Annotated in this window: 23 protein-coding genes; 3 read left to right on the top strand and 20 right to left on the bottom strand. The window is 77.3% G+C overall.

Going from position 1 to position 26,784, the window contains the following annotated elements:
- Nucleotides 1-24 precede the first annotated feature (24 nt).
- From ftsZ to mraZ, 14 genes are all read right to left on the bottom strand, one after another.
- The gene (gene ftsZ / locus BM158_RS17905) at nt 25-1,290 is read right to left on the bottom strand and encodes a cell division protein FtsZ (protein WP_091562591.1); all 1,266 of its coding nucleotides are present in this window, start codon (nt 1,288-1,290) and stop codon (nt 25-27) included.
- A gap of 287 nt (nt 1,291-1,577) precedes the next feature.
- On the bottom strand, nt 1,578-2,183 hold the full coding sequence (locus BM158_RS17900; RefSeq protein WP_091562589.1) for a peroxidase-related enzyme: 606 nt from the start codon (nt 2,181-2,183) through the stop codon (nt 1,578-1,580).
- A gap of 19 nt (nt 2,184-2,202) precedes the next feature.
- The gene (locus tag BM158_RS17895; RefSeq protein WP_091562586.1) at nt 2,203-3,006 is read right to left on the bottom strand and encodes a cell division protein FtsQ/DivIB; all 804 of its coding nucleotides are present in this window, start codon (nt 3,004-3,006) and stop codon (nt 2,203-2,205) included.
- 3 nt (nt 3,007-3,009) lie between these two features.
- Nucleotides 3,010-4,452, bottom strand: coding sequence for a UDP-N-acetylmuramate--L-alanine ligase (murC, locus tag BM158_RS17890; RefSeq protein ID WP_091562583.1), 1,443 nt, complete (start codon nt 4,450-4,452; stop codon nt 3,010-3,012).
- Nucleotides 4,449-5,579, bottom strand: coding sequence for an undecaprenyldiphospho-muramoylpentapeptide beta-N-acetylglucosaminyltransferase (gene murG / locus BM158_RS17885; protein ID WP_091562579.1), 1,131 nt, complete (start codon nt 5,577-5,579; stop codon nt 4,449-4,451). Before murG ends, murC begins: the two co-directional genes overlap by 4 nt.
- A gap of 25 nt (nt 5,580-5,604) precedes the next feature.
- Nucleotides 5,605-7,188: a putative lipid II flippase FtsW gene (gene ftsW, locus BM158_RS17880; RefSeq protein WP_229827789.1), complete on the bottom strand. Its 1,584-nt coding sequence runs from the start codon at nt 7,186-7,188 to the stop codon at nt 5,605-5,607.
- A gap of 11 nt (nt 7,189-7,199) precedes the next feature.
- Complete coding sequence (murD, locus tag BM158_RS17875; protein WP_191328719.1) at nt 7,200-8,621, bottom strand: UDP-N-acetylmuramoyl-L-alanine--D-glutamate ligase; 1,422 nt, start codon at nt 8,619-8,621, stop codon at nt 7,200-7,202.
- Complete coding sequence (gene mraY / locus BM158_RS17870) at nt 8,618-9,694, bottom strand: phospho-N-acetylmuramoyl-pentapeptide-transferase (protein WP_091562575.1); 1,077 nt, start codon at nt 9,692-9,694, stop codon at nt 8,618-8,620. Before mraY ends, murD begins: the two co-directional genes overlap by 4 nt.
- A complete protein-coding gene (locus tag BM158_RS17865) occupies nt 9,691-11,043 on the bottom strand; it encodes a UDP-N-acetylmuramoyl-tripeptide--D-alanyl-D-alanine ligase (protein WP_091562572.1) in 1,353 nt (450 codons plus the stop codon). Before BM158_RS17865 ends, mraY begins: the two co-directional genes overlap by 4 nt.
- Complete coding sequence (locus BM158_RS17860; protein ID WP_165629005.1) at nt 11,040-12,530, bottom strand: UDP-N-acetylmuramoyl-L-alanyl-D-glutamate--2,6-diaminopimelate ligase; 1,491 nt, start codon at nt 12,528-12,530, stop codon at nt 11,040-11,042. The genes BM158_RS17865 and BM158_RS17860 overlap by 4 nt, the downstream gene beginning before the upstream one ends.
- Nucleotides 12,531-12,586: 56 nt before the next feature.
- Nucleotides 12,587-14,449, bottom strand: coding sequence for a peptidoglycan D,D-transpeptidase FtsI family protein (locus tag BM158_RS17855; RefSeq protein WP_229827790.1), 1,863 nt, complete (start codon nt 14,447-14,449; stop codon nt 12,587-12,589).
- A gap of 2 nt (nt 14,450-14,451) precedes the next feature.
- The gene (gene ftsL, locus BM158_RS17850; RefSeq protein ID WP_091562568.1) at nt 14,452-15,096 is read right to left on the bottom strand and encodes a cell division protein FtsL; all 645 of its coding nucleotides are present in this window, start codon (nt 15,094-15,096) and stop codon (nt 14,452-14,454) included.
- Nucleotides 15,093-16,064: a 16S rRNA (cytosine(1402)-N(4))-methyltransferase RsmH gene (gene rsmH, locus BM158_RS17845; RefSeq protein ID WP_091562564.1), complete on the bottom strand. Its 972-nt coding sequence runs from the start codon at nt 16,062-16,064 to the stop codon at nt 15,093-15,095. Before rsmH ends, ftsL begins: the two co-directional genes overlap by 4 nt.
- Before the next feature lie 444 nt (nt 16,065-16,508).
- Nucleotides 16,509-16,943 (bottom strand): division/cell wall cluster transcriptional repressor MraZ, encoded by a 435-nt coding sequence (gene mraZ / locus BM158_RS17840; protein ID WP_091562560.1) that lies wholly within the window; start codon nt 16,941-16,943, stop codon nt 16,509-16,511.
- 233 nt (nt 16,944-17,176) lie between these two features.
- Here mraZ and BM158_RS17835 point away from each other — a divergent pair, with 233 nt between their 5' ends.
- The 3 genes from BM158_RS17835 to BM158_RS17825 are packed head-to-tail and all read left to right on the top strand — an operon-like array spanning nt 17,177 to nt 21,821.
- Nucleotides 17,177-18,175 carry an AAA family ATPase gene (locus BM158_RS17835; RefSeq protein ID WP_229827791.1) on the top strand — a complete coding sequence of 333 codons (999 nt, stop codon included), beginning with the start codon at nt 17,177-17,179 and terminating at the stop codon, nt 18,173-18,175.
- A gap of 2 nt (nt 18,176-18,177) precedes the next feature.
- The gene (locus BM158_RS22760; RefSeq protein ID WP_091562556.1) at nt 18,178-19,542 is read left to right on the top strand and encodes a DUF58 domain-containing protein; all 1,365 of its coding nucleotides are present in this window, start codon (nt 18,178-18,180) and stop codon (nt 19,540-19,542) included.
- On the top strand, nt 19,539-21,821 hold the full coding sequence (locus BM158_RS17825; RefSeq protein ID WP_229827792.1) for a transglutaminase TgpA family protein: 2,283 nt from the start codon (nt 19,539-19,541) through the stop codon (nt 21,819-21,821). The genes BM158_RS22760 and BM158_RS17825 overlap by 4 nt, the downstream gene beginning before the upstream one ends.
- Nucleotides 21,822-21,885: 64 nt before the next feature.
- Here BM158_RS17825 and BM158_RS17820 read toward each other — a convergent pair whose 3' ends face one another.
- The 6 genes from BM158_RS17820 to BM158_RS17795 form a co-directional block, all read right to left on the bottom strand.
- A complete protein-coding gene (locus BM158_RS17820; protein ID WP_091562552.1) occupies nt 21,886-22,278 on the bottom strand; it encodes a DUF3040 domain-containing protein in 393 nt (130 codons plus the stop codon).
- Between the two features lie 198 nt (nt 22,279-22,476).
- Nucleotides 22,477-23,751: a DNA polymerase IV gene (dinB, locus tag BM158_RS17815; protein ID WP_229827793.1), complete on the bottom strand. Its 1,275-nt coding sequence runs from the start codon at nt 23,749-23,751 to the stop codon at nt 22,477-22,479.
- Between the two features lie 20 nt (nt 23,752-23,771).
- The gene (locus tag BM158_RS17810; RefSeq protein WP_131802072.1) at nt 23,772-24,491 is read right to left on the bottom strand and encodes a glycosyltransferase family 2 protein; all 720 of its coding nucleotides are present in this window, start codon (nt 24,489-24,491) and stop codon (nt 23,772-23,774) included.
- Entirely contained in the window at nt 24,488-25,087 is a 600-nt protein-coding gene (locus BM158_RS17805) for an SAM-dependent methyltransferase (RefSeq protein ID WP_091562547.1), read from the bottom strand. The genes BM158_RS17810 and BM158_RS17805 overlap by 4 nt, the downstream gene beginning before the upstream one ends.
- Nucleotides 25,084-25,818 (bottom strand): PIG-L deacetylase family protein, encoded by a 735-nt coding sequence (locus BM158_RS17800; protein ID WP_091562542.1) that lies wholly within the window; start codon nt 25,816-25,818, stop codon nt 25,084-25,086. Before BM158_RS17800 ends, BM158_RS17805 begins: the two co-directional genes overlap by 4 nt.
- Complete coding sequence (locus tag BM158_RS17795) at nt 25,815-26,780, bottom strand: acyl-CoA dehydrogenase family protein (RefSeq protein WP_191328721.1); 966 nt, start codon at nt 26,778-26,780, stop codon at nt 25,815-25,817. Before BM158_RS17795 ends, BM158_RS17800 begins: the two co-directional genes overlap by 4 nt.
- Nucleotides 26,781-26,784 lie beyond the last annotated feature (4 nt).

Raw genomic sequence — 26,784 nt, 5'->3', positions numbered from 1 at the left:
GGCCGGATCGCGTGGAGCCACCTCTTACTGCGAGCGCAGGAACTCGGGGATGTCGAGCTCCTCCTCGAAGTCGTCCGAGGACAGCGGACGGCGCGTGCCGCCCACCGGGCCCGGGACCGGGGGCAGCGGCGGGACGGTGATCCCGCCACCCTGCGGGGCCGACCGGGGGGCCGCCTGCGGGGTGTGCTGCGCGCCGGTCGCGGGGCCGGCGACCAGCCGCTCGCCGGTCTGGCGCGGGGCCGGCTGGGGCGCCGGCTGCGCCGGGCGGGCCTGCGCGGGCACCGAGGACGCCCCCGCCGACGAGGCCGGCGCGGCCTCCACCTTGCGGCCGGTGCCGCTGGGCTTGCCGCCGTCGAAGCCGGCCGCGATCACCGTCACCCGCACCTCGTCGCCCAGGGCGTCGTCGATGACGGCGCCGAAGATGATGTTGGCGTCGGCGTGCGCGGCGTCGGAGACCAGCGAGGCGGCCTCGTTGATCTCGAACAGGCCGAGGTCCGAGCCACCGGAGATCGACAGCAGGACGCCGTGGGCGCCCTCCATCGAGGCCTCCAGCAGCGGCGAGGCGATCGCCTGCTCGGCCGCCAGCAGCGCGCGGTTGTCCCCGCGGGCGCTGCCGATGCCCATCAGCGCCGACCCGGCCCCGGACATGACCGACTTGACGTCGGCGAAGTCCAGGTTGATCAGGCCGGGCGTGGTGATCAGGTCGGTGATGCCCTGGACACCGGACAGCAGCACCTGGTCGGCGGTGCGGAAGGCGTCCATGACGGACACGTTCCGGTCGCCGAGCTGGAGCAGCCGGTCGTTCGGGATGACGATGAGCGTGTCGCACTCGTTGCGCAGCTCGTCGATCCCCGACTCGGCCTGCACGGCCCGCCGCTTGCCCTCGAAGGAGAACGGGCGGGTGACCACGCCGATGGTCAGCGCGCCGAGCTTGCGGGCGATGGACGCCACGACGGGCGCGCCACCGGTGCCGGTGCCACCTCCCTCGCCGGCCGTCACGAAGACCATGTCGGCGCCCTTGAGCACCTCTTCGATCTCCTCGCGGTGGTCCTCGGCGGCCTGCCGGCCCACGTCGGGCTGGGCGCCGGCGCCCAGGCCGCGGGTGAGCTCACGGCCGACGTCGAGCTTGACGTCGGCGTCGCTCATCAGCAACGCCTGCGCGTCGGTGTTGATGGCGATGAACTCGACCCCCTTGAGGCCGACCTCGATCATCCTGTTCACCGCGTTCACGCCGCCGCCGCCGATGCCGACGACCTTGATGACCGCGAGGTAGTTGTGCGGAGGTGTCATGCTGCGCTCCCCAACTGGACCCTCATCCTCAGGTTAAGCCTTATAGTTATGTCACCTAGGGCGATGGGGGCGACGCTAGGTGCGCGGATTGCCCGACGCCAGCACCCTCCGGCGCTGCGGCGTGTCGGCACCGTGGTGCTCGTCCGCCCCCTCGGACCCGTACGTCACACGGGCCTCACTGCTGGTGACGACCCGCCCCGTCAGCGTCTCATCCCGGGGTCGAGGCACACCGACCGGGACCGGTGCGCAGAACCTGACGAAGGTTTTCCCCCCGGGCGTGTCGTGGGTCAGCCGCGCGGCACCCGGCCCATCAGGAAGAACTCGGGGTTCGGGGGGATCGCCGCCCAGTGCGCGAGCCGGTTGCTCATCGCGAAGAAGGACACGATGGCGCCCAGGTCCCAGAGGTCGTCCTCGGTCAGCCCGTGCCCGCGGAGGGTGTCCAGGTCGGCCGGGACGACGGCGGCCGGGTCGGTGGCCAGCCGGACGGCGACCTCCAGCACCGCGTGCATGCGCGGCTGCAGCGGGGCCTTGCGCCAGTCGACCGCGACCTGGTCGGCCAGGTAGGGGTCGCGGGCGCGGATGCGGGCGACGGCGCCGTGGGCGACCACGCAGTACAGGCAGTCGTTGGCCGCGCTGGTGGCCACGACCACCACCTCGCGCTCGGCCTGCGACAGACCCGGGGTGTCCTTGTCCATCAGCGCGTCGTGGTGGGCGAAGAACGCCCGCGCCTCCTCCGGCCGGTGGGCCAGCGCGGCGAAGACGTTGGGCAGGAACCCCGACTTCGCCTCCACGGCGTCGTAGCGCTCGCGCAGGTCGTCGGGGAGGTCGGCGCGGTCGGCCAGCGGGAACCGGGACACGGGCTGCGGTGCGGGCTGCGGTGTGGGCAGGGTCATGTCCCCCACCCTGCACCCCTCAGCGCAGGACGACCTCGTCGGGCGAGCTGACGTCGACCTGGGTGGCCGGGTCGAGGCTGCCGGCGGCCACCTGGTCCAGGACGGCGGCCAGCACCTCGGCCTTGCGGTCGGCCCGCGAGGCGTCGCCCCACAGCACGGTGGTGCCGTCGGACAGGGTGAGCGTGACGTCGTCCGGGGTGGTGGCGGCGACCTGGGTGACCTGGTCGCGCACCGAGCCCGGCAGCGACACGATCGCGGCCAGCGCGGCGGCGGTGGCGCGGTCGTCGGGCCCGGGGTCGGCCACCGACAGCGGCACCACCCCGGCCGGCGGGTCACCGGTGATGGTGTCGAACAGCGTGCCGCCGGCGTCGACGAGCGAGCGGGTGCCGTCCTGCTCGACCACGGCGACCGGGACGCGTTCCCGCAGGGTGACCACGACGCGGTCCGGCCACCCCCTGGTGACCTCGGCGTCGGCGACCTGGGGCAGCGCGGCGACCCGGGCGGCCGCGGCCGCGGTGTCCACCCGCACCAGCGGGGTGCCCTCGGCCACCCCGGCGGCGTCGCGGACCTGGTCGGCCGACAGCGTCACCGCACCGTCGACCTGGACGGTGCGCACCGCCAGCAACGGGCTGGCCAGCACCACCCAGGCCAGCACCGCGGCGAGCACCACCACCGTGCCGGCGACCAGCAGGCGCCGCCGGCGGGGGTCCAGCTGGCGGCGGGTGCGCAGCCGGGTGACCCCGCCCGCGCCGGCGGACCGGCCGGGCCGCTCGCGGCGGGCACCCCGGGTGCGGTCCCGGGTGGTGCTCCCCGTCCGCGGCACGGCTCAGCCCGCCCCGTCGGTGCGCTCGCGCTCGACCAGGGCGGTGAGGATCTCCGGCCCGACCTGGACGACGTCGCCGGCGCCCATGGTGAGCAGCAGGTCGCCGGGGCGCGCCCGGTCGGCCATCGCGCCGGCGGCCGCCGACCAGGACGGCTCGAAGGCCACCGCGCCGGCCGGCAGCGGCACCGCGTCGGCCACCAGCGCGCCGGTGACCCCGGGCACCGGGTCCTCCCGGGCGCCGTAGACGTCCATGACCACGACCTCGTCGGCCAGGCCCAGGGCCTCGCCGAACCCGGCCGCGAACTCGGCCGTGCGGCTGTACAGGTGCGGCTGGAACAGCACGACCAGCCGGCCCTCCCCCACCACCGACCGGGCAGCCCGCAGCTGGGCGGCCACCTCGGTGGGGTGGTGGGCGTAGTCGTCGTAGACCCGGACGCCGGCCGCGGTGCCCTTGAGCTCGAACCGGCGGTGCACGCCGCCGAAGCGGGCCAGCCCGGCCATCAGCCCGGCGGCCGGGAAGCCCAGCTCCAGGCCGGCCAGCAGCGCCGCGGCGCTGTTGAGCGCCATGTGCTCACCGGGCAGCCGCAGGGCGACCCGGCCGAGGACGGCGCCGCGGTGCACCGCCGTCCAGCTGGTGCCGGCCGGGCCGACGTCGAGGTCGCGGACCTCCAGGTCGACGTCCCCGCTGCGGCCGTAGGTGAGCACCCGCGCACCGGAGGTGGGCACGTCGCGCAGCCGGGCCGAGCCGGGGTCGTCGGCGCACAGCACCACGAACCCGGCCGGGTCGACCGTGGTGAGGAACCGGTCGAAGGCGGCCTCGACGGCGGCCAGGTCGCCGTAGTTGTCCAGGTGGTCGGCCTCGACGTTGGTGACGATGCCGGCGAAGGGGGCCAGCAGCAGGAAGGACCGGTCGCTCTCGTCGGCCTCGGCCACGAACACGTCGCCGGTGCCGGCGTGGGCGTTGGAGCCGGACTCGTTGAGGTCGCCGCCGATGGCGAAGGACGGGTCGGCGCCGCAGGCCTGGACCGCCACGGTGAGCATCGAGGTGGTCGAGGTCTTGCCGTGGGTGCCGGCGACGGCGACGCTGCGCCGCCCGGCCATGACCGCGGCCAGCGCGACGGCACGGGGCAGCACCCGCAGGCCGCGCTCGCGGGCGGCCACCAGCTCGGGGTTGTCCGGGCGGATGGCGGTGGACACCACCACGGTGGCGGCGTCCCCGAGGTGCTCGGCGGTGTGCCCGACCTCGGTGCGCGCGCCGAGGGCGGCCAGCGCGGCCGTGGTCGGGGTCTGCTTGCGGTCGCTGCCGGAGACGGTGACCCCACGGGCCAGCAGGATGCGGGCGATGCCGCTCATGCCGGCCCCGCCGATGCCGACGAAGTGCACCGCGCCGAGCTCGTCCAGCGCCGGGATGGGGTCACGCCAGGCGGCGACGTCGGCGGCGCTCATGCCCGCACCACCGAGAGCGTCAGGTCGGCCAGGACCTCGTCGGCGTCGGGGACGCCGGCGGCCGCGGCGTGGCGGGCCAGCTCGGCGAGGCGGGCGGGGTCGGTGAGCACAGGCACCAGGGTGGCCGACACCCACTCGGCCGACAGCTCGGCGTCCTCGACCAGCAGGCCGCCGCCGGCCTGCACGACCGGCAGCGCGTTGCGGCGCTGCTCGCCGTTGCCGATGGGCAGCGGCACGAACGCACCCGGCAGGCCGACCGCCGACAGCTCGGCGACGCTGACCGCGCCGGAACGGCACAGCGCGAGGTCGGCCGCGGCGTAGGCCAGGTCCATCCGCTCCAGGTAGTCCACGACGACGTAGGGCGGGTCGCCGGCGGGGACGGCGACCTCGGTGTTCTTGGGTCCCCGGGCGTGCAGCACCTGCACGCCGGCGGCGCGCAGCGCAGCGGCCGCGCCGGTCGCGGCGGTGTTCAGCGAGCGGGCGCCCTGCGAACCGCCGAAGACCAGCAGGGTGGGCCGGTCGGCGTCCAGGCCGAAGTGCGCGCGGGCCTCCGCGCGCAGCGCGGCCCGGTCCAGGCCGGTGATCGAGGGCCTCAGCGGCATGCCGGTGTGCACCGCGCCGGGCAGCGGGGTGCCCGGGGTGGTGACGGCGACCGCGGCGGCGAGCCTCGCGCCGACCCGGTTGGCCAGCCCGGGCAGCGGGTTCTGCTCGTGCACCACGACGGGGACGCCGGCCCGCTTGGCGGCGAGGTAGGCCGGCAGGGCGACGTAGCCGCCGAAGCCGACCACCACGTCGGCGTCGAGCTCGGTGAGCAGCGCCCGGGTGTCGGCGACGGCACGGCGCACCCGGCCGGGCACCCGGAGCAGGTCGAGCGTGGGCCTGCGGGGCAGCGGCACCGGCGGGATGAGCCGCAGCTCGTGCCCGCGGGCGGGCACCAGCCGGGTCTCCATGCCGCGGGCGGTGCCCAGGCAGGTGACCCGCGGGGCGCCGCCGGGGGCGCCGGTGCGGCGGACCAGGGCGTCGGCGAGGGCCAGCATGGGCTCGATGTGCCCGCCGGTGCCGCCGCCGGCCAGCACGACGCTGACCGGCCGGGTGCGGGGAGGCGGTGGGGGTGGTGCAGAGGTCACGGGGTCAGTCTCACAGGGTCGGCGCTCAGCGGGGTCGGCGCGGCCGGTCCCCCGGGGTGCGGGCCGGCTCGCGGGTCCGGCCGCCGGCGCCGCCGACGGGGGCGGCCGACCGGGGGCGCGGGGCCCGCTCGCCGGCCGCCGGGCGCGCCTGGGCAGTCTGCCGGGTGGCCGGCCGGTCGGCAGCGCGGGGCCGGTCGCCGCGGACGCGGGCGACGGTGCGCCCACCGGCGTCGGGCCGGGTGCGGGGAGCCGGGGTGCGCCGGCCCAGCACGGGCAGCGGGGCGACGGCGTGCTCGGGCACCGGCATCAGCCAGCGGCCCAGCCGGCCCAGCCGGCCGACGGGGTGGGCCTGCCGGTGGGCGCGCAGGTGCTCGATCGCCTCGGGCTCGGTGCGCGCGAAGCGCACCAGCAGCCCGACGATGAACAGGGTGAGCACCAGCGAGGTGCCGCCGGCGGAGATCAACGGCAGCGTGACGCCGGTGACCGGCAGCAGGCCGACGACGTAGCCCATGTTGATGAAGGCCTGCCCGATCAGCCAGACGGTGATCGCGACGCAGGCCAGCTGGACGAACCGGTCGGTGGCCCGGCGGGCGATCCGGAAGCCGGCGTAGGCCAGCACGCCGTAGAGGGTGATGACCACCAGGCAGCCCAGGAAGCCCAGCTCCTCGCCGATGATCGCGAAGATGTAGTCGCTCTCGGCGTGCGGGAGGATGTTCCACTTCATCCGGCTGTTGCCCAGCCCGACGCCGGTGAAGCCGCCGGTGGCCAGCGCGTAGAGGCCCTTGATGGCCTGGAAGCCGCCGTCCTCGGGGTCGGCGAAGGGGTCCAGGAAGGAGAAGACGCGGGCGGCGCGGTAGGACGCGCTGAGCGCGGTGACCGCCAGCGCGGCCGTGCCGACGACGAGGAACCCGGCGATCCAGCGCCCGGGGAGCCCGCCGGACCACAGCAGCCCGGCCACCACCAGCGCCAGGCCGACGGTGGCGCCCATGTCGGGCTCGAGGAGCACCAGGGCGGCCAGCAGCAGGAAGGCCGGCACCACCGGGACCAGCAGCGCCTTGGTGGTCAGCCACTTCTCGCGCAGCGCGATGACGTGCGCGCCCCACAGCGCGAGCACCAGCTTGGCCAGCTCGGAGGGCTGCACGTCGACCACGCCGAGGCTGATCCACTGCCGGGCGCCGTTGAGCTCCTTGCCGATGCCGGGCACCAGCACCGCCAGCAGCATCACGGTCACCACGACGAGCGCGATGCCGGAGTAGCGGCGCAGGTACCCCACGGGCAGCCGGACGGCGACCAGCAGCAGCCCGGTCCCGACGACGGCGAAGACGAGCTGGCGCACCCCGGGGAGCCAGGCCGGCTGGTCGTCGAGCGCGGCCTCCACGCTGGAGGCGGAGAAGACCATCACCAGCCCGATGGCCAGCAGCAGGCCGGCCGACCCCAGCACCAGGTGCGCGCTGGTCATCGGCCCGTCCAGCCAGGCCGGGGCGCGGAACAGCGGGCCCCGGGAGGCCTGCGCACCGCGCTGCGCGGCGCGCGCGGAGGTCGCCGCACCGCCGGGGCGGGGCGCGCGGGCGGTGCGGGTCGGTGCGTCCGTGTCCGTGCTGGCAGCCATGCCGGCCCCCGTCAGTGCAGGGCGCGGACCGCGTCGGCGAAGGCGCGGCCCCGGTGCGCGTAGTCGGTGAACACGTCCATGGACGCGGCGGCCGGTGCCAGCAGGACGGTGTCGCCGGGACGGGCCATCGCGGCGGCAGCGCGCACCACCTCGCCCATCACCGCCTCAGCCGTCCCGCTCGTCACACCGGTCACTCCGACATCGTCACCGCTGGGGACCTCCGACCGTGGGACCGACGGGGCGTGTCGCGCCAACGACCTGGCCAGGACCTGCCGGTCGCGGCCCAGCAGCACCACCCCGGCCAGCCGCGGGGCGACCGCGGCGACCAGCGGGTCGACGTCGGCGCCCTTGAGCAGCCCACCCGCGATCCAGACCACCCGGGGGTAGGCGGCCAGGGAGGCGCCGGCGGCGTGCGGGTTGGTGGCCTTGGAGTCGTCGACGAAGTCCACGCCGTCGACGGTGGCGACCAGCACGTTGCGGTGGGCGCCGCCGCGGAACCCGGCCAGGCCGGTGCCGATGTCGGTGGGCGACACCCCGGCCACCCGGGCCAGGGCGGCGGCGACGAGGGCGTTGGTCAGGTTGTGCGGGCCGGACACCTGCAGCGCCGACGTCTCCACGAGGACGTCGCCGGCGGGGGCGGCGGAGAAGGCCCGGTCGACCAGCGCGCCGGCGCGGACGCCGAGCTGGCCGCGGACGGGCTCCTGCAGCGTGACGGTCACCGGGTGCGGGTGCGCGGCCACCAGCTCGGCCGCGACCGGGTCGCCGGAGTCGCCGACCGCGAAGGGGGCGCGGGCCAGCACCTTGGCCTTGGCGTCGCGGTAGGCGTCCGCGCTGCCGTGCCAGTCGACGTGGTCGTCGGCGACGTTGAGCACGGCGGCGGCCGCGGGGGCGATCGAGCTGGACCAGTGCAGCTGGAACGAGCTGAGCTCCACGGCGACGGCGTCGAACGCCGGGACGCCGTCGGCGTCCAGCGCGGTGACCACCTCGACCAGCGGCCGGCCGACGTTGCCGGCCGCCACCGCGCGCCGCCCCCCGGCCAGCAGCAGGGCCTCGAGCATGGTGACGGTGGTGGTCTTGCCGTTGGTGCCGGTGACGGCGTACCAGGGCGCGGGCTCGCCGTCGGGCAGCGGTGCGCGCAGCCGCCAGGCGAGCTCGGGCTCCCCCACGACCTCGACGCCGGCGCGGGCGGCTGCGACCAGCAGCGGGGAGTCCGGCCGCCAGCCGGGCGAGGTGACCACCAGGTCGACGCCGTCCGGGCAGTCGGTGACCGCGCCGAGCCAGGTGGCTCCGGCGGCCTCGAGCTCGGCCCGGGCGGGCGGGCTGCCCGCGTCGGCGAGCAGCACGGTGTCCCCGCGGGCCAGCAGCACCCGGGCCGCGGCGACCCCCGAGACGCCGAGGCCGGCGACCAGGACCCGCCCCAGGGGCCCGGTCACAGGCCGGTGAGGGACAGCCAGTCGGCGTAGAACGCGCCGATGCCGAACGCGACCGCCATCCCGGTGACCAGCCAGAACCGCACGATGACGGTGTTCTCGGCCCAGCCGGCGAGCTCGAAGTGGTGGTGCAGCGGTGCCATCCGGAACACCCGGCGGCGGGTGGCCTTGAAGAACGCGATCTGGATGGCCACCGACAGGGTGACGGCGACGAACAGGCCGCCCAGCACGACCAGCAGCAGCTCGGTGCGGGTGACCACGGCGATGCCGGCCATCAGCCCGCCCAGGGCCAGCGAGCCGGTGTCGCCCATGAAGATCCGGGCCGGCGAGGTGTTCCACCACAGGAAGCCCAGGCAGGCGCCCATCGCGGCGGCGGCGACGAGGGTGACGTCCAGCGGGTCGCGGACGGTGTAGCACCCCTCGACGACACCGGCGGCGCAGTCGTGGCCGAACTGCCAGAACGAGATGACGACGTAGGCGCCGAAGACCATCGCCGAGCAGCCGGCGGCCAGGCCGTCCAGGCCGTCGGTGAGGTTGACCGCGTTGGAGAACCCGGAGATGAACAGCAGCGCGAAGACCAGGAACAGCGCCGCGGGCAGCGCCAGCGGGGCGATCTCCCGGACGAAGGAGATGGTGGTGGAGGCGACCGGCGGCTGGCCGCCGAACTCGACCAGCGCCAGGACGGCGAAGCCCAGCCCGACCACGGTCTGCCCGACCAGCTTGGCGGTCTTGTTCAGCCCGAGGCTGCGGCGGTGCCGGATCTTGAGGTAGTCGTCGAGGAACCCGACCACGCCCAGCCCGACCAGCAGGAACAGCAGCAGCAGGCCGGTGCTGGTCACCCCGCGCCCGGCCTGCCCGACGAGGAACAGGTGCGCGACGAAGTAGCCGACCACCGTGGCCAGCACGATGACCGTGCCGCCCATCGTGGGCGTGCCCTTCTTGGACAGGTGGCTCTCGGGGCCGTCGTCGCGGATCTCCTGGCCGAAGCCCTGCCGGCGGAAGGTCTTGATGGCCACCGGGGTCATCAGGATCGAGACCACCAGCCCGACGGCGGCGGCGATGAGGACGCTCTTCACGCGGCCCCCCCGTCCTCGACCAGGTCGGCGGCGAGGAGCTCGAGGCCCTGGGCGCGGGAGGCCTTGACCAGCACGACGTCGCCCGGGCGCAGCACCTCCGCGAGCAGCTGGCGGGCGGCGGCCCGGTCCGGCACGTGCACCGATCCCTCCTGTGCCGCGGCGATGCCTGCGGCGTCCGGCCCCACGGCGACGACGAGGTCGACCGCGGCCGCGGCGTCGACGCCCAGGCGGTGGTGCTCCTCGTCGGCCCCGGGGCCCAGTTCCCCCATCGCGCCGAGGACGGCGACGCGGCGGGTGCCGGTCATGCCCTGCAGCGCGGCCAGCGCGGCGCGCATGGACTCGGGGTTGGCGTTGTAGGCGTCGTTGACCACCACGACGCCGTCGGGGCGCCGGGTGACCTCCATCCGCCAGCGGCTCTGCACGACCGCGGCCGACAGGCCGGCGGCGGCCTGCGCGGGGGTGAGCCCGGCGGCGAGGGCGGCGCCGGCGGCCGACAGCGCGTTGGCGACCTGGTGCGCGCCGACGACCTGCAGCCGCACCGGGTGGGTCTCCCCGGCCGCGTGCAGGGTGAACGACGCCCGCGCGTCGGGGTCGAGGACGACGTCGGTGGCCCGGACGTCGGCGTCGGCCGCGGTGCCGGTGAGCAGCACCCGCGCGGTGGTGCGGGCAGCCATGGCCCGCACCCGGGGGTCGTCGGCGTTGAGGACGGCGGTGCCGGTGGCCGCCTCGGCGAGCTCGCCCTTGGCGGTGGCGATGGCGTCAGGGCTGCCGAACTCGCCCAGGTGCGCGGAGCCGACGTTGAGCACGACGCCGACGTCGGGGCGGGCGACGCCGCACAGCCGGGCGATGTGGCCGATGCCGCGGGCACCCATCTCCAGCACCAGGTAGCGGGTGCCGGCGTCGGCGGACAGCACCGTCAGCGGCAGGCCGATGTCGTTGTTGAACGACCCGGGCGGGCTGACGGTGGGCCCGGCGGTGCCGAGCACCTGGCCCAGCAGGTCCTTGGTGGAGGTCTTGCCCGAGGAACCGGTGATGCCGACGGTGGTCAGCCCGGTCAGCCGCTCGTGCACGGCGTGCGCGAGCCGGCCCAGCGCGGCGACCGGGTCCTCGACCACGACCACGGGGACGCCGTCGACCGGCCGGGTGCTCAGCGCGCCCGCGGCGCCGGCGGCGACCGCGACGGCGACGAAGTCGTGCCCGTCGACCCGCTCCCCCGGCAGCGCCACGTAGAGGTCGCCCGGCCCGGCGGTGCGGGAGTCCACGGTCACCGCACCCGTGACCTGCCCGTCGGGGCCGGTGAGGGTGCCGCCGACGGCGTCGCCGACCTCGGCGAGGCCCAGCTCGATCACGACCGCGCCTCCAGTGCTCGTCGCAGTTCCACCCGGTCGTCGAAGGGGGTGACCACGCCGGCGACCTCCTGACCGCTCTCGTGGCCCTTGCCGGCCACCAGCAGCGTGTCACCCGGGCCGGCGGCGCGCACCGCCGCCTCGATCGCGGCGTGCCGGTCGGGCACCTCGCGGACCTCGCACCGGGTGCCCGCCGGGATGCCGGCCAGCATCGCCGCGCGGATCGCGGCGGCGTCCTCGGAGCGGGGGTTGTCGTCGGTGACCAGCAGCAGGTCGCTGCCCTCGGCGGCCGCGGCGCCCATGGCCGCGCGCTTGCCGGGGTCGCGGTCGCCGCCACAGCCGAGCACGGTGATCAGCCGGCCGCCGGTGCCGGTGCGCAGCGCGGCGAGGGCGGTGGTGACCGCGTCGGGGGTGTGCGCGTAGTCGACCAGGGCGACGAAGGGCTGGCCCGCGTCCACCGGCTCCATCCGGCCGGGGACGACGGTGGTCGCGATGCCGGCCAGCGCGGCCTCCACCGGCACGCCGACGGCGTCCAGCAGCGCGACGGCCAGCACGGCGTTGGCGACGTTGAAGGCCCCGGGCAGCCGGACCCGCCCGGCGTGGGCCGCGCCGCCGGGGGTGTGCAGGGTGAAGGTGGACCCGCCCGCGGGGACGGCGACGACGTCGGTGGCCCGCCAGGCGGCGTCCGACCCCCGGCCGGAGACCGTGACGGTGCCCTCGTGCACCAGCCGGCGGCCGTGGGCGTCGTCGACGTCGACCACCTCGACGGCGGCCCGGCCGTCGAAGAGCAGGGCCTTGGCCCGGAAGTAGCTCTCCTCGTCGCCGTGGAAGTCCAGGTGGTCGCGGGAGAAGTTGGTGAACCCGGCGGCGGCGAAGCGCACCCCGCCGACCCGGCCGAGCACCAGGGCGTGGCTGGAGACCTCCATGACCACCGCGCGCACGCCGGCGTCGCGCATGCCGGCCAGCAGCGCGTGCAGGTCGGGGGCCTCCGGGGTGGTGCGGGTGCTGGAGATCTCGGTGACCTGCGGCTCGCCGTCCGGCCCGGTGCCGCGGGTGCGGGTCTGCACGGTGCCGATGAGCCCGCTGGACCAGCCGGCCGCGGCCAGCCCCGACTCCACCAGGTAGGCGGTGGTGGTCTTGCCGTTGGTGCCGGTGATGCCGACGACGGCGAGGGCGTCGGCCGGGCGGCCGTGCACCCGGGCGGCGACCTCGCCCAGCACGGCGCGCGGGTCCTCGACCACGCAGACGGCCAGGCCGGGGTCGGTGACCTCGGCGGCACCGGCGGCGTCGGTGAGGACGGCGACCGCCCCGCCGGCCAGCGCCTGCGGGAGGAAGCGGATGCCGTGCGCGCGGGCCCCGGGCAGGGCGGCGAACAGGAAGCCGGCCCCCACCCGGTCCGAGGCCAGGGACACGCCCGACACGCGGGTGGCGGGGTCCCCCTGCACGGGCGCGCCGACCAGGTCGGCCAGCTCGGACAGGGCGGTGCTCACGGGACCCCAACCTACCGGCGGGACGCCGCCGTCCCGGGCACCGACCCGTGCGGTGGTCAGTTCGTCGGGGCGGTGCCGGTGAGCTGGAAGTCCGGCCGCGGGGTGCCCGAGGGGACGACGTCGTCGGCGGCCAGCACGTACTGCATGAGGTCGGCGAACACCGGCGCGGCGACCTGGCCGCCCTCGGCGTCGCTGTCCGGGCGCTCCAGGTCGACGGCGATGACGTACTGCGGGTCGTCGGCGGGGGCGAAGCCGACGAAGGTGGTGAAGTACCCGCCGCCGCTGTAGCAGCCGCACTCGGGGTTGGCGCGCTGCGCGGTGCCCGTCTTGCCGGCCACCCGGAACCCCGGCACCTCGCCCAGCGGCGCGGTGCCGCCCGGGCCGACGACGGCCTCGAGCATGTAGGCCATCTGCTGCGCGGTGGACTCGCTGATCACCCGGGTGCCCTCGGGCTGCGCCTCGGGGGTGACCGTGCCGTCGGGCGCGGTGGTGGAGGCGACGATCCGCGGCGGGATGCGCACCCCGCCGTTGGCGATGGTCTGGTAGACCGAGGCCATCTGCAGCGCGGTCACCGAGACGCCCTGCCCGATCGGCACGTTGGCCGCCCGCGACGCCGTCCAGTCCGCGGAGTCCTGCAGGATGCCGGCGCTCTCGCCGGGCAGCTCGATGCCGGTGGTGGAGCCCAGCCCGAAGGCCCGCATGTACTCCTCGAGCCGGGCGTCGCCGACCTCGCGGGCCAGCATGATCGTGCCGACGTTGCTGGACTTGGCCAGGATGCCGGTGACGGTCCAGTCGACCGGGGCGTGGTCGTGGGCGTCGGTGACGACGACGTCGCCGGCCTGGATGTGCCCGTTGACGCTGAGCACGGTGTCGGGGGTGGCGTACCCCTCCTCGACGGCCGCCGACAGGGTGACGGCCTTCATCACCGAGCCGGGCTCGAAGACGTCGCTGATCGCGGGGTTGCCGAGCAGCTCCGGGTCGGTGGTGGAGGCCTGCGAGGGGTCGTAGCCCGGGCAGGTGGCCATCGCGACGACCCGGCCGGTCTGCACCTCCATGACCACGGCCGAACCGCGGGTGGTCTGGCCGTTGCTGCACTCGGTGGCCAGCCGCTGCTGCACCGTGTACTGCAGGTCCTCGTCGATGGTCAGCGTGACGTCGGAGCCGTCGACGGCCGCGGTGGACTCGTCGATGCCCGACGGGATCGGGATGCCGCCGGCGCCGACCTCGACCCGCCGGGTGCCGTCGGTGCCCGAGAGCACGTCGTCGTAGCGCTGCTCGATGCCGGCCAGCCCGTCGCCGTCGCGGCCGATGAACCCGACCACCTGCCCGCCGACGGAGCCCGCCGGGTAGAGCCGGGTGGGCTGGTCCTCGAGCACGATGCCGGGCAGCTGCAGGGCGGTGATCTCGTCGCTGGTGGCGGTGTCGACGTGCTCGGCGAGCACGGAGTACCGGCCGCTGGCGGTCAGCTCCTCCCTGAGCTGGTCGACGGGGACGCCCAGCAGGGTGGTCAGCGCCAGCGCGGTGCGGTCGGGGTCCTCGACGACGGTCGGGTCGGCGACGACCTTGGCGGCCTCGACGGTGTAGGCCAGCGGGTTGCCGTCGCGGTCGAGGACGGCGCCGCGGATGGCGGCGATGTCGAAGACCCGCATGCGGTCGGACTCGGCGGCCTGGGCGTAGGCGGTGCCGTCGATGCCCTGCAGCACGACCAGCTTGGTGGCGACCGCGACCAGCAGCAGCACCAGCACGGTCAGGCCGAGCTTGTTGCGCTTGGTGCGCCCGGCCGGGGACAGCCCGCGGGTCCGCCGGGTGCCGGGCTCGCGGCGGGGCCGCAGCACGTCGGTGGAGGTGCGGCGCGGCGGGGAGGTGCGCGGCGACGTGCGGACCGGGCGCCGGGGCGGGTCGGTGGGGCGGTTCGGCACGGTCAGCCTCCGGCCTGCTCGGACGACGGGGCGGCGGCCTCGGGGGTGGACGGCGCGGCGGCCCCGGGGGCGGGCGCCGGCTCGGGCGCGGGGGGCGGCTCGGGCGCGGGCGCCGGCTCCGGGGCACCGCGGAGGACCGAGGTGCCGTCCGGGCCGAGCACGAGGTGGCCGGCGGTGCCGGCGGGCACCAGCCCGGCCGCGGCCGCCGCGGCGGCGAGCTGGGCCGGGGTGCGGGCGGTGGTCACCTGCTGCTCGAGCCGCTCCACGGCCCGGGAGAGCTCGGTGTTGGCCGCGCGCTGCTCGCTGGCGCGCAGCGAGTCCACCGCGATGGCGGTGTTCAGCGCCAGCAGCACCAGGGCGGTGACCGCGATGAGGCCGACCATGAGGAGGACGAAGGGCGTGCGGCGGGGCCGGGTGCGGGTGGTGCGCCGCACCCGCGGCGCGGCGCCGACCGGCTCGGTGACCAGCCGCAGCTGCGGGCGGACGTGCACCGGCCCGGTGCGCCGGGTGGTGCCCGGGCGGGCGGCGGTGCGGGCGGTCGGGCGGGAGGCGGTGCGGGCGGTGGAGCGCGCGGTCGCGGAGCTGCGGGCGGACGTCGTCCCCCGGGCCCGCAGGGAGCCGGTGTGCACGCGGGCGGTGGCGCTCACCGGTCGGCCCGCCGGATGCGCTCGGCGGCGCGGACCCGGGCCGAGGCCGCGCGCGGGTTGTCGGTGGTCTCGGCGTCGGCGGGCGCCTCGCCGCCACGGGTGAGCAGCCGCAGCACGGGCGCGTGCTCGGGCAGCGGCTGCGGCATGCCCGGCGGGGTGGTGTCGGTGGCGCCGAGCGCCAGGGCCTGCTTCACGATCCGGTCCTCCAGGGAGTGGAAGGTGATGACGGCGATGCGGCCGCCGACGGCCAGGGCGTCCAGGGCCGCGGGGAGCAGCCGGGTGAGGACGCCGAGCTCGTCGTTGACCTCGATGCGCAGCGCCTGGAAGGCGCGCTTGGCGGGGTGCCCGCCGGTGCGGCGGGTGGCGGCGGGGATGGCGTCGCGGACCAGCTCGGCCAGCCGTCCGGTGGTGGTGAAGGGCTCGCGGGCGCGCTCGCGCTCGATGGCGGCGGCGATCCGGCCGGCGAAGCGCTCCTCGCCGTAGACCTTGAGCACCCGGGTGAGCTCGCCCCGGGAGTAGGTGTTGACGACGTCGGCGGCGGTGCGCGGGCCGGTGGGGTCCATCCGCATGTCCAGCGGGGCGTCGTGGGCGTAGCTGAAGCCGCGGTCGGGCCGGTCCAGCTGCAGGGAGGAGACGCCGAGGTCGGCGAGCACCGCGTGCACCTCGTCCAGGCCGAGGTCGTCGAGGACCTCGGGCAGCTCGTCGAAGACGGCGGGGACCACGGTGGCGCGGTCGGCGTGGCCGGCGGCGGCGATCCGGCGGGTGGCCTCGGCCCGGGCGTCGGGGTCGCGGTCCAGGCCGACCAGCCGCAGGCCGGGGTGGGTGTCGAGCAGGGCCAGCGAGTGCCCGGCCAGGCCGAGGGTGCAGTCGACGAGGACGGCGCCGTCGGCGGCGCAGGCGGGGCCGAGCAGCTCGGTGACCCGGTCGAGCAGGACGGGGACGTGCACCGCGGGCTGCTGGTCGCTCATCGCGGGTCTCCTCCCGTCCGTGGTGCGCTCGGCGTCCCGGCCGTGGGACGCGCTGGTCTCGTTCTCGGCCGTCGGTGGCCGTTCTCCACTCGGTGGTGCGCCACCGAGCGGGCCGCTGCGGTGCGGGTGTGACTGGTGGTGCTGGTGGGGTTCGGCAGCGCCGGGGGGTGCCCGGGTCGGGGGGGTGCAGGGGGGTCCGGGTCGACGCGCCCGGGGCAGGGTGCTGGTGCGCCCACCACCGCGGGGCCCGTCCGGCGACGGGGAAGGTCGCCGGCCTGGGCCCCGCCGGTGGTGCGGGGTGGAGCGGTGTGGAGCCGGTGGTGCGGGGTGGTGCCGGGTGGGGTGCCGGTCCGGGTCCAGCCGCGGGGAAGTCGGCTGGCGGTCCGGCGTGCCCGAGCCCCGGGGAAGTGGGCTCGGACGGGGGCACCCGCAGGTCGTGGGCGGTCAGGACAGGGTCGGCATCCCCTCGCTCTCGCTCTCCGCGTAGGCGGCCTCCTGCTCGGCGACGTAGGCGTCCCAGGCGGCGGCGTCCCAGATCTCGAAACGGGTGTCGACGCCGACCACGACCACGTCGCGGTCCAGGCCGGCGTACTCGCGCAGCAGGGCCGGCAGCGTGATGCGGCCGGCCTTGTCGGCCTCGAGCTCGACCATCGAGCCGAAGCCGAGGCGGTTGAGGGCGCGGGCGCGGCCGGTGTCGGCGGGCATCGCGGCGGCACGAGCGCGCTGCACCTCGGCGACGCGCTCGTGGGTGAGGCCGTAGACGCAGCGCTCCTGGCCCTTGGTCAGCACGACGCCGCCGGCGACCAGCTCGCGGAAGCGGACCGGGAGGGCCAGGCGGCCCTTCTCGTCCAGGCGCAGGGAGTGGCTGCCGAGGAACACCGGTCCACCACCCCCACCTCGTCTTCCCGGGGGCCCCGCAGGTCCCCCTGTAGGCCCTGCGTCCCCATCGCGCGCCACCCTAACCCACTAGCCCCCACCGGACACCACTTCGCACCCCGTGTCCCCCTTTCCCCCACCGACCCCCACCGGTAGGGGTCTGTGACAGGAGTGACGAGCGGGCAGCGGGACGCGAGCGGCCCCCTGCCGCAGGCGCGGCACGTACCGTGGCGGGGGTGACGGAGGCGACACAGGTGGGCGCCGGGTCGCCCCGCCACGGGCACCCCGCGGCGCAGGTGGACGTGCAGGCCGAGGGTGCGCGGATCGCCGGCGCGATGGGCACCGTCGTCGTCGGCAAGCCCGACGTCGTCCGGCTGGCCCTGGTGGTGCTGCTGGCCGAGGGTCACCTGCTCATCGAGGACGTGCCCGGCGTCGGCAAGACGACGCTGGCCAAGGCGATGGCCCGGGCGGTCGACTCCGAGGTGCGCCGCATCCAGTTCACCCCGGACCTGCTGCCCAGCGACGTCACCGGCGTGGCCGTCTTCGACCAGGAGTCGCGCACCTTCGAGTTCCGGCCGGGTGCGGTGTTCGCCAACCTGGTGGTGGCCGACGAGATCAACCGGGCCTCGCCCAAGACGCAGTCGGCGCTGCTGGAGTGCATGGAGGAGCGCCAGGTCACCGTCGACGGCACCACCTACGAGCTCGCCCGGCCGTTCATGGTGCTGGCCACCCAGAACCCGCTGGAGATGGAGGGCACCTACCCCCTCCCCGAGGCCCAGCGCGACCGGTTCACCGCCCGCATCTCGATGGGCTACCCCGACCGCGACGCCGAGCTGGCGATGCTCGACGACCGCGCGGTGGTCGACCCGCTGACCCGGCTGCGCCCGGTCGCCGACGCCGCCACCGTGCGCGCGATGGTCGACGCGGTGGCCCAGCTGCACGTCGCCGACCCGCTGCGCCGCTACGTGGTGTCGCTGGTCGAGGCCAGCCGGCGCAGCCCCGACCTGCGCCTGGGCGCCTCGCCCCGGGCCGGGCTGCAGCTGCTGCGCGCGGCCCGGGCCGCCGCGGCGCTGGCCGGCCGCGACCACGTGCTCCCCGACGACGTGCAGGAGCTGGCCGCCCCGGTGCTGGCCCACCGGCTGCTGCTCACCCCCGACGCCGCCCTGGCCCGGCGCACCCCCGAGCGGGTGGTCGCCGAGCTGCTGGCCGCCGTCCCGGTCCCCCGCCGCCGCTGACCGTGGGCCGTGGCCGCGGCCGGCTGGCCGACCTCACCTCCAGCCTGACCCTGCGCGGCGGCTGCCTGGTCGCCGCCGGCACCACCCTCGTGCTGCTGGGCGCCGTCCTCGGCGAGCGGTCGCTGGTGCAGGTCGCGGTGTTCGTGCTGGCGCTGCCCGCGCTCGCCGCCGTCGGCGTGGTCCGGGCCCGGTTCCGGCTCGCCTCCCGCCGCACCGTCACGCCGTCGCGGCTGCCCCGCGGCCAGGACGCCGACGTGCTGCTCGAGGTCACCAACACCGACCGCCGCCCGGGTGGGCTGTGGGCGATGTCCGAGCAGCTGCCCGCCGACCTCGGCCCCCGGCCCCGCTTCCTGGTGGAGCGGCTGCCCAGCGGCGCGACCGCCGCGCTGCGCTACCGGGTGCACGGTGCCCGGCGCGGCCGGCTGCCGTTGGGCCCGCTGCGGCTGCGGCTGGTCGACCCGTTCGGCCTGGTGCTGCGCACCACCAGCGGCGTGGACACCGCGACCCTGCTGGTGGTGCCGCGGGTGCGCCCGCTGGGCCGGGTGGCGCTGTCCGGCGGGGCCGGGGGCGGTGCCGCCGGGGCGCGCCGGTCGCTGGCCGTGCACGGCGAGGACGACGTCAGCACCCGCGAGTACCGGCGCGGCGACGACCTGCGCAAGGTGCACTGGCGGGCCACCGCGCGCACCGGTGAGCTGATGGTGCGGCTGGAGGAGAAGCCCTGGCGGTCCTCGGCGACCCTGCTGGTGGACACCCGGCAGCGGGCGCACGTGCTGGGCGGCGAGCTCACCGCCGGCCCGCCCGGTGACCCCGCTCCCCCGCCGGACACCCTGGAGTGGGTGGTCGAGGCCGCCGCGAGCATCGGCGACCACCTGCTGGCCGCCGGCGCGGACCTGCGGGTGCTCACCGACACGGGGGAGCTGACCGGCGGCGGCCCGCACGGCGGCCCGGACCGCAGCGGGCTGGCCGAGGCCCTCGCCGGGGTCACCGCCTCGCGGGCCACCGACCTGGGGACCGGGCTGGCGGCCCTGCGCCGCACCGGCGACGGTCCGCTGGTCTGCCTGCTGGCCGCGGTCACCCCCGAGGACGTCACCGCGCTGGTGCGCGCCCGGTCCGGCCCCGGCAGCGACGTCGCGGTGCTGGTCGACACCCCGGCCTGGCACGACGCCACCGCCCGGGGCGGGGCCGGACGGCGGTACGCGCTGGCCCCGGGCGCCCGGGTGCGGCTGACCCAGCAGCAGGAGCAGGCCGCCGGGCTGCTGCGGGCGGCCGGGTGGCGGGTGGTCACCGCCGGGCCGCAGGACGCGGTGGAGACCGTGTGGGCCCGGGTGGGCGCCGCGGCGGCCGGCGGACGGGCGGTGCCGGCGTGACCGGCCGCTGGGGCACCGCCACCGCCGTCGCGGTGGCCATGCTGCTCGGCTCGCTGGCCCTCGCACCGGTGTTCGCCGCCCCCACCTGGGCGGCCCCGGTCCTGCTCGCGGTGCTGGCGGTCAGCGGGTCCGGCGCGCTGGTGCGGGCCGGGCTGGCCCGGGCGGGCCGCGCCGACACCGTGCCCGGCGAGGTCGCCGTCCCCGTGGTGCAGGTGATGGCGCTGCTGACCGTGCTGTGCGCGGTGTTCGCCCCCGGCCGGGCGCTGGTGGGGCTGCTGCCCACCCCCGCCAGCACCGTGGACGTGCTGGGCGTGCTGTCGTCGGGGTTCTCCGAGATCCGGGAGCAGGTCACCCCCGCGATCCCCCTCGACGGCCTGGTCGCGCTGGTCGTGCTGCTGGTGGGGACCCTGACGCTGGTCGTCGACCTGGTCGCGGTCGGGGGCCGGCAGCCCGCACTGGGCGGGCTGGCGCTGCTGGTGCTGTGCTGCGTGCCGGTGGCCACCACCACCGGCGACGTGTCCCTCCTGGTCTTCCTCGGCCCGGCGCTGGGCCTGGCCACCCTGCTGTGGGCCGACCAGCGGCAGCGGCTGGCCGGGCGCCAGCGCTCCGGGCCGGGCGCCTTCGCCGGCACCGGGGTGCTGCCCGCCGTCCGCACCGGGGCCATCGCGGTGCTGGCCGGGCTGCTGCTGCCGGCCCTGGTGCCCACGCTCGCCGAGGGGTCCTTCGCGTCGGGGCTGGGCACCGGGCAGGGCCCCGGCGTCTCCAGCACCGGCACCTCGCTGGACCCGGACGCCGCGCTGCGCGGACAGCTCACCCAGCCCGACCCGGTCGACCTGCTCCGGGTCGACGCCGACGTCGACGACCCGTCGTACCTGCGCGCCGTCGCGCTGGACCGGTACTCCGAGGACGGCTGGTCGATCGGCAACCTCGGCCGCTCGGAGCCCACCGACGGCAGCGCCTTCGCACCCCCGCCGTCCGGGGTGCCCACCCGGGAGGTCCGGGCCGAGATCACCGCCGAGGCCCACGACGACCGGTTCCTGCCGGTCTTCCCCGGTCTGCAGTCGCTCGCCGTCAGCGGCGACGGGGACTGGCGGCTGGACCCCGACAGCGGGACGGTCTTCGGCCGGGACGACGCCCGCACGACCGGGCTCACCTGGGACGTGGTCAGCGAGGAGGTGCGGCCCACCGACGAGGAGCTCGCGGCCGCCCGCCCGCTGGCCGCCGACGACCCGGTCCAGCAGGAGTACACGCAGCTGCCCCCGCTGGACCCCCGGGTGACCGACCAGCTCGCCGAGCTCGTGGACGGCGAGCAGAGCCCCGACCAGCGGGTGCGGGCGGTCTTCGACTTCCTCACCGACCGGGCCAACGGGTTCGTCTACAGCCTCTCCACCGCCCCGGGCACCACCGGCGACGACCTGGCCGACTTCCTGCAGCTGCGCCGCGGCTACTGCGAGCAGTACGCCGGCGCCATGGCCGTGCTGGTCCGCGCCTCCGGCGTCCCGGCCCGGGTGGTGCTGGGCTACACCCCCGGCCAGCGCCAGCCCGACGGCAGCCGGCTGGTGACCAACGCCGACGCGCACGCCTGGGTCGAGGTCTACTACGCCGGCCTCGGCTGGGTGCCCTTCGACCCCACGCCGCTGTCCGGCGCCCGGGCGGTCGACCTGCCCTGGGCCACCCGCGCCGACGTGGCGGCGGCCGAGGCCTCGGCGTCCCCCAGCGCGCCGACCACCGCCCCGGCGGGGCCGACTGCGCAGCTGGACCGCGACGACACCTTCACCCCGCTGGCCACCGACGACCAGCGGGCCGGCGGCGTCCCGTGGGGCCGGGTCGGTGCGTGGGGCGGGGGCACCCTCGGCGTGCTGGCGCTGCTCGCCGCCCCCGCGGTGGCCCGCGCGGCCCAGCGGCGCCGACGGCTGCGCGCCGGCGACCCGGGCGCGGTGTGGGACGAGCTGCTGGCGGTGGCCCACGACCTGGACGTGCCCGTGCGGGCCACCGGCACGCCGCGGCAGCTGGCCGACGACCTCGGCGAGGTCGCCGGGGCGCAGCTGCGCCCGGAGCTGCTGGCGCTGGCCGGCGCGCTGCAGGCCGACGTCTACGCGCCCGCCGGTGCGCCCGGCCGCGACCTGGCCGGGCCGGCCCACGAGGTCGACCGGGCGCTGCGCCGGGCCTCGGGTCGCCGCGCCCGCGTGCGCGCGCGGGCGCTGCCGCCCTCGCTGCTGGCCGACGTGCGGGCCTGGGCGACCGACCACCTGCCCCGCCCCCGCGCCGCCCGCACCTGAGCCGGGACGCAGCAGGGCCCCGGTGCCGGTGGCACCGGGGCCCTGCTCACGGGTCGAGCCGGGGCTACTGGTCGTAGCGGCGGCGGAAGCGCTCCTCGAGGCGGTCCTTGAGCGGCTGGCGCCTGGCCTTGGCCGCGCCGCGTGCGGCCGCCGGGGAACCGCCGGGGGCGGCCCCCTCGACCGCGCCGGTCGCGTGCTTGTAGTTGAGGACGCCGAGCACCGCGCCGGCCAGCATCACGAGGAAGCCGACGACGCCCAGCGGCACCGACGGCAGTGCGGCGCCGCCGACGAGGACGGCGAGGCCGACGACCACCAGCAGCGCACCCAGCTGGAGCTTGCGGCGGGCGCCCTTGCGACGGTCCCCGCTGCGCACCTGGGAGGCGAACTTCGGGTCGTCGTCCACGAGGGCGCGCTCGATCTGCTCCAGCAACTTCTGCTCGTGCTCGGAGAGCGGCACGACGACCTCCTGAGGTCCACTTCCGGTGCCGCCGGTGGCGAGTCGCCGGCGGTCCCCCGAGGATACGAGTCCGCGCCGGGGTGCGAAAGGCGAGGAGCCCCCCGACCCGGCGATGTCCGTCGTGGCCCACCCGGTCGGGTGCACCACGTCCGGGAGAACGCCCCGGCAGGGGCTCGCGTTCCCCGCACCGGCGGGGCCCTAACCCTCGTCCGGGCGCGTCGTGGACGGCGCGCGGTCCGGGCGCGGCATGGCCTGCGAGCGGCCGGTCAGGCCGTCCCGGCGCAGCAGCGTCGCCGGGCGCACCGCACCGGCCCCGAACCGGGCCACGGCGCGGTCGGCGGCGAGCTCGGCGTCGCGGCGGCCGTGCTCGCGCTCCCCCAGCTGCAGCTGGGTCGCGGTGCTCCCGGCGTCGGCCAGCCGTTCGGCCCGCACCCCCACCAGCCGCACCGGCACCCGGTCCAGCGCCAGGGCGTCGAACAGCTCGCGGGCGGTGTCGTAGAGCACCTGCCCGACGTCGCTGGGCGCGGGCAGGGTGCGCGAGCGGGTGATGGTGGTGAAGTCGGAGAACCGGACCTTGAGGGTGACCGTGCGGGCCTGGTGCCCGGCGCCGCGCAGCCGGCCGGCAACCCGCTCGGACAGGTGCAGCAGCTCGCGGTGGATGACCCGCGGGTCGTCGACGTCGCGGCCGAAGGTCTCCTCCGCCCCGGTCGACTTCTCCCGCTCGTCGGGGACGACGTGCCGCGGGTCGCGGCCCCAGGACAGCTCGCGCAGGTGCGCCCCGGACCCGGGCCCCACCGCCTGCTGCAGCAGCTCGGTGGAGGCATGCGCCAGCTGGCCGACCGTGCGCAGCCCGGCGGCGTGCAGCAGCTCCTCGGTGCGCGGGCCCACGCCCCACAGCGCGCCGACCGGCAGCGGGTGCAGGAACCCGACCACCTCGTGCGGCCGGACGACGAGCAGGCCGTCGGGCTTGCTGCGGGTGGAGGCCAGCTTGGCCACGAACTTGGTGGGCGCCACCCCGACGGAGCAGGTGATGCCCTGCTCGTCGAACACCCGGGCCTTGACCAGCTCGGCCACGGCCTGCGCGTCGCCGAGCCGTCGGCCGGCGCCGGAGACGTCCAGGAACGCCTCGTCGACCGAGAGCGGCTCGACCAGCGGGGTGATGCTGCGGAAGACCGCCATCACCCCGCGCGACACCTCGGAGTACAGCGCCATGTCGCCGGGGACGACGACCGCGTCGGGGCACAGCCGCAGCGCGCGGGCGGTGGGCATGGCGCTGTGCACGCCGAAGGCCCGCGCCTCGTAGGTGGCCGAGGTGACCACGCCGCGGCCGCCGGCGCCCCCGACGATCACCGGACGGCCGGCCAGGGCCGGGTTCCGCCGGACCTCGACGCTGGCGAAGAAGGCGTCCATGTCGACGTGCAGCACACGGCAGCCCTCGGCCCGCTCCACCGGCCCCCCTCCCGTGTCGAACACGTGTTCGACACCCTAGCCGGTCAGCCGTCGGCGAGCCGGTCCAGGTCCGCGCCGAACCCGCCGGGCGCCCGCGGCCGGCGGCGCGCCGAGGTGGTCACCGGCGAGCAGGGGGTGCGCAGCAGCACCCGCCCGGCGAGCGCCAGCGCACCGGCGAGCCCGGCGTCCTCGGAGACCGCCAGCGGCGGGAAGCCGCCGACGGCGAGGTAGGCGTCGCCGCGGACGCCGAGGTTGGCCCCGTGCACGTGCGGGTGCACCGCACCCGGACCGCCCGCGCGCCAGGCGTCGTAGGCCCGGGCGAAGGCGGCCGCCACGTGCGCGGCGTGCCCGGTCCAGTCCTCGACCCGCACCAGCCCGAGGACGGCGTCCACCCCGGACCCCGCGGCCGCCCGCTGCAGGGCCAGCCAGTCGCGGGGCACCCGGCTGTCGGCGTCGGTGGAGGCCAGCCAGACCCGACCCGGCGGCACCCCCCGGTGCGCGGCCTCGGCGAGCACCCGCAGTGCGCCGGCGTGCCGTGCGTCGCCCACGGTGTCCCCGCCGGACTCCACGACGACGGCGCCGCCGGCGCGGGCGAGGTCGGCGGTGGCGTCGGTGCACCGGTGGGCGACGACCACCACGAGCACCGGCACACCGGCCAGCTCGGGGTGCGCCGCCGCCCGGCGCAGGGCGGCCAGGCAGCCCGGGAGCAGTGCGGCCTCGTCCCGCGCCGGGACGACGACGCCCAGCAGACCGGGGCCGCTCACCACAGGTCCTCGGCCGCGGCCACCGAGGCGTCACGGGGGTCGGCCGAGCGCACCCGGCAGTCCAGCAGGAAGTCCGGTTCGCGGTGGGTGGCGACCACCGGCCAGTCCAGGGCGGCGTCGAGCGCGGCGTGCACCGCGTCGCCGGTCTGCGGGTAGTCGGTCACCGGGTGCCGCCAGTGCACGGCCAGCAGCGTGCCGCCGGGCCGGACCGCCGTCCGCACCTGCTCCAGCAGGGCGGCCAGGTCGGCCGGCGACAGGTAGTAGAGGACCTCCGACAGCACCAGCAGGTCGACCTCGGGCAGCGGGTCGGCGGGCGCGCTGCGCAGCTCGACGGCCACCCCGGGGTTGCGGGCGGCGGCCCGCCCGACCGCGGCGGCACTGGTGTCCCAGGCGGTGAACCGGTCGCAGCGCGGGGCGAGGACGGCGGTCAGCTCCCCCACCGAGCAGCCGACCTCGAGGCCCTCGGCGTAGCGCTCGCGCGGCAGCGCGGCGGCGGTGAGCGCGTACTTGCGGCGCTCGTACCAGCGGCTGCGCAGCGACCACGGGTCCTCGGCGGCGGCGTAGAGGTCGTCGAAGTACGCGCGGGGCAGGGTCACCAGAGCACCTCGTGGTCGCGGTCGTGGTGGGCCAGGAACTCCGGGGGCAGCACGGCGGGGTCGGGACCCAGCGGCTGCACCTGGGTGGTGAAGCAGGCGACCGCGGCCCGCTTGGCGGCGCGGACCGCCGGCGGGAGCGCCACGGCGCGGGCCCGGTCCCACGGCAGCCGCGGGTCGCCGGGGCGCGCCCAGTGCCAGGCCCACACCGGGTACTGGGCGACGGGGACGCCGAGCGGGCCGGCGGCGGCCAGCACGGCCCGGCCGACGGCCTCGTGGTCGGGGTGCCCGTCGCCGGCCCACGGCGCGAGCACGAGGTCGGCCCCGGCCAGTACCGGCACCAGCGCGGTGACCAGGTGCGCCTCGTGCGCGGCCACACCGGAGTCGGGCACCCGCAGCCGGGCAGCGGCCACCGGGGCGACGCCGAGCGCGGCCAGCGCCGCCGCGGACTCCTGCTCCCGGGCGGCGGCGAGCCCGGCCGGGTCCAGCACCGGGTTGCCGGGGTGGCTGGCCTCGCCGTCGGTGACGGTCACGTGCACCAGGTCGACCCCGGCCGCGGCGAGCAGCGCCGTCGTGCCGCCGACGCCGAGCACCTCGTCGTCGGGGTGCGCGGCGCAGACCACCACCCGCCGGCACCGCGGTCCCGGCTGCCAGGCGGGCAGGTCCGGCCACTCCGCGGCCCACTCCTCCTCGGGGGTCGCGCCGGGGCGGTGCCCGGCGGCCGGCGCGCTCACCGGCCGGCCCGCAGCGGCTCGGCCAGCGCGGCGAGGTCCCGCTCGCCGTGGTGCTGGCGCAGGTACACCTCCAGGTCGGCGCAGCGGGCGGCGTGCCCGGCGTCGTGCGCGGCCGGTCCGGCGCCGAGCACCCGGCCGGTGGCGGCCAGCACCTCCAGCCCGGTGCGGGCGGCGAGCCCGCGCACCCGTTGCGCCCGCACCGCCGCGGTGCCCGCCCGGTCGGCCGGGTCGGCGTCCACCTCGGCGGCCGCGACCACCAGCGCGGCCTCCAGCGCGGACAGCGCGACGTCGACCGCACCCCAGGCGGCGTCCCGGTGCGGGTCGGGACCGGCGGCGACCGCGGCGGCCAGCCGGTCGGCCACCGCCCGGGCGCCCCCGGCCCACACCGCGGCCACGCCGATCCCGCCGTGCCAGAAACCGGGCCGGTCCAGGTAGGCGCGCACCCCGCCGACCGGCTGCGCCGGGACGCCGTCGAACCGGACGTCGACGGTGTCGCTGCCGGCCATGCCCGGCGTGGCCCAGCTGCCGGGGACGGCGACCGCGCCCGGGTCGGCGAGGTCGACCAGGAACAGCCGGCGGCCGTCCTCGGCGTGCGCGGTGACCAGCGCCGCGGTGCAGACCCGCGCACCGGAGCACCACCGCTTGGTGCCGGTCAGGGACCAGCGGCCGCCGTCGCGGGTGGCGGTGACCCGGCCGTCGGGCGGCTCGGCGGCCCACACCCCCAGCCGCGCACCCGGCGGCGGCTCGGGTCCGCCCAGCTCGGCCAGGACGGCGACGGCGTCGGCGTGGCCCTCGGCGAGGCGGGCCAGCGGAAGGTCCCGGGCGCCCAGGGCGGCCAGCCCGGTCCAGCGACGGGAGGTGGAGCCGCGTCCGGGCAGCGGCAGGGACCAGCCGGAGGCGACCAGCTCGGTGAAGCCGGCGGCCGCCCGGGCGACCTGCGTGCACCAGTTCTCGTTGAGCACGCAG

The organism is Klenkia taihuensis, assembly GCF_900112525.1.
In the GTDB taxonomy this organism is placed as follows: domain Bacteria; phylum Actinomycetota; class Actinomycetes; order Mycobacteriales; family Geodermatophilaceae; genus Klenkia; species Klenkia taihuensis.
Note: the sequence above shows the minus strand (reverse complement) of the source record. Positions and strands in the feature narration are given on the sequence as shown.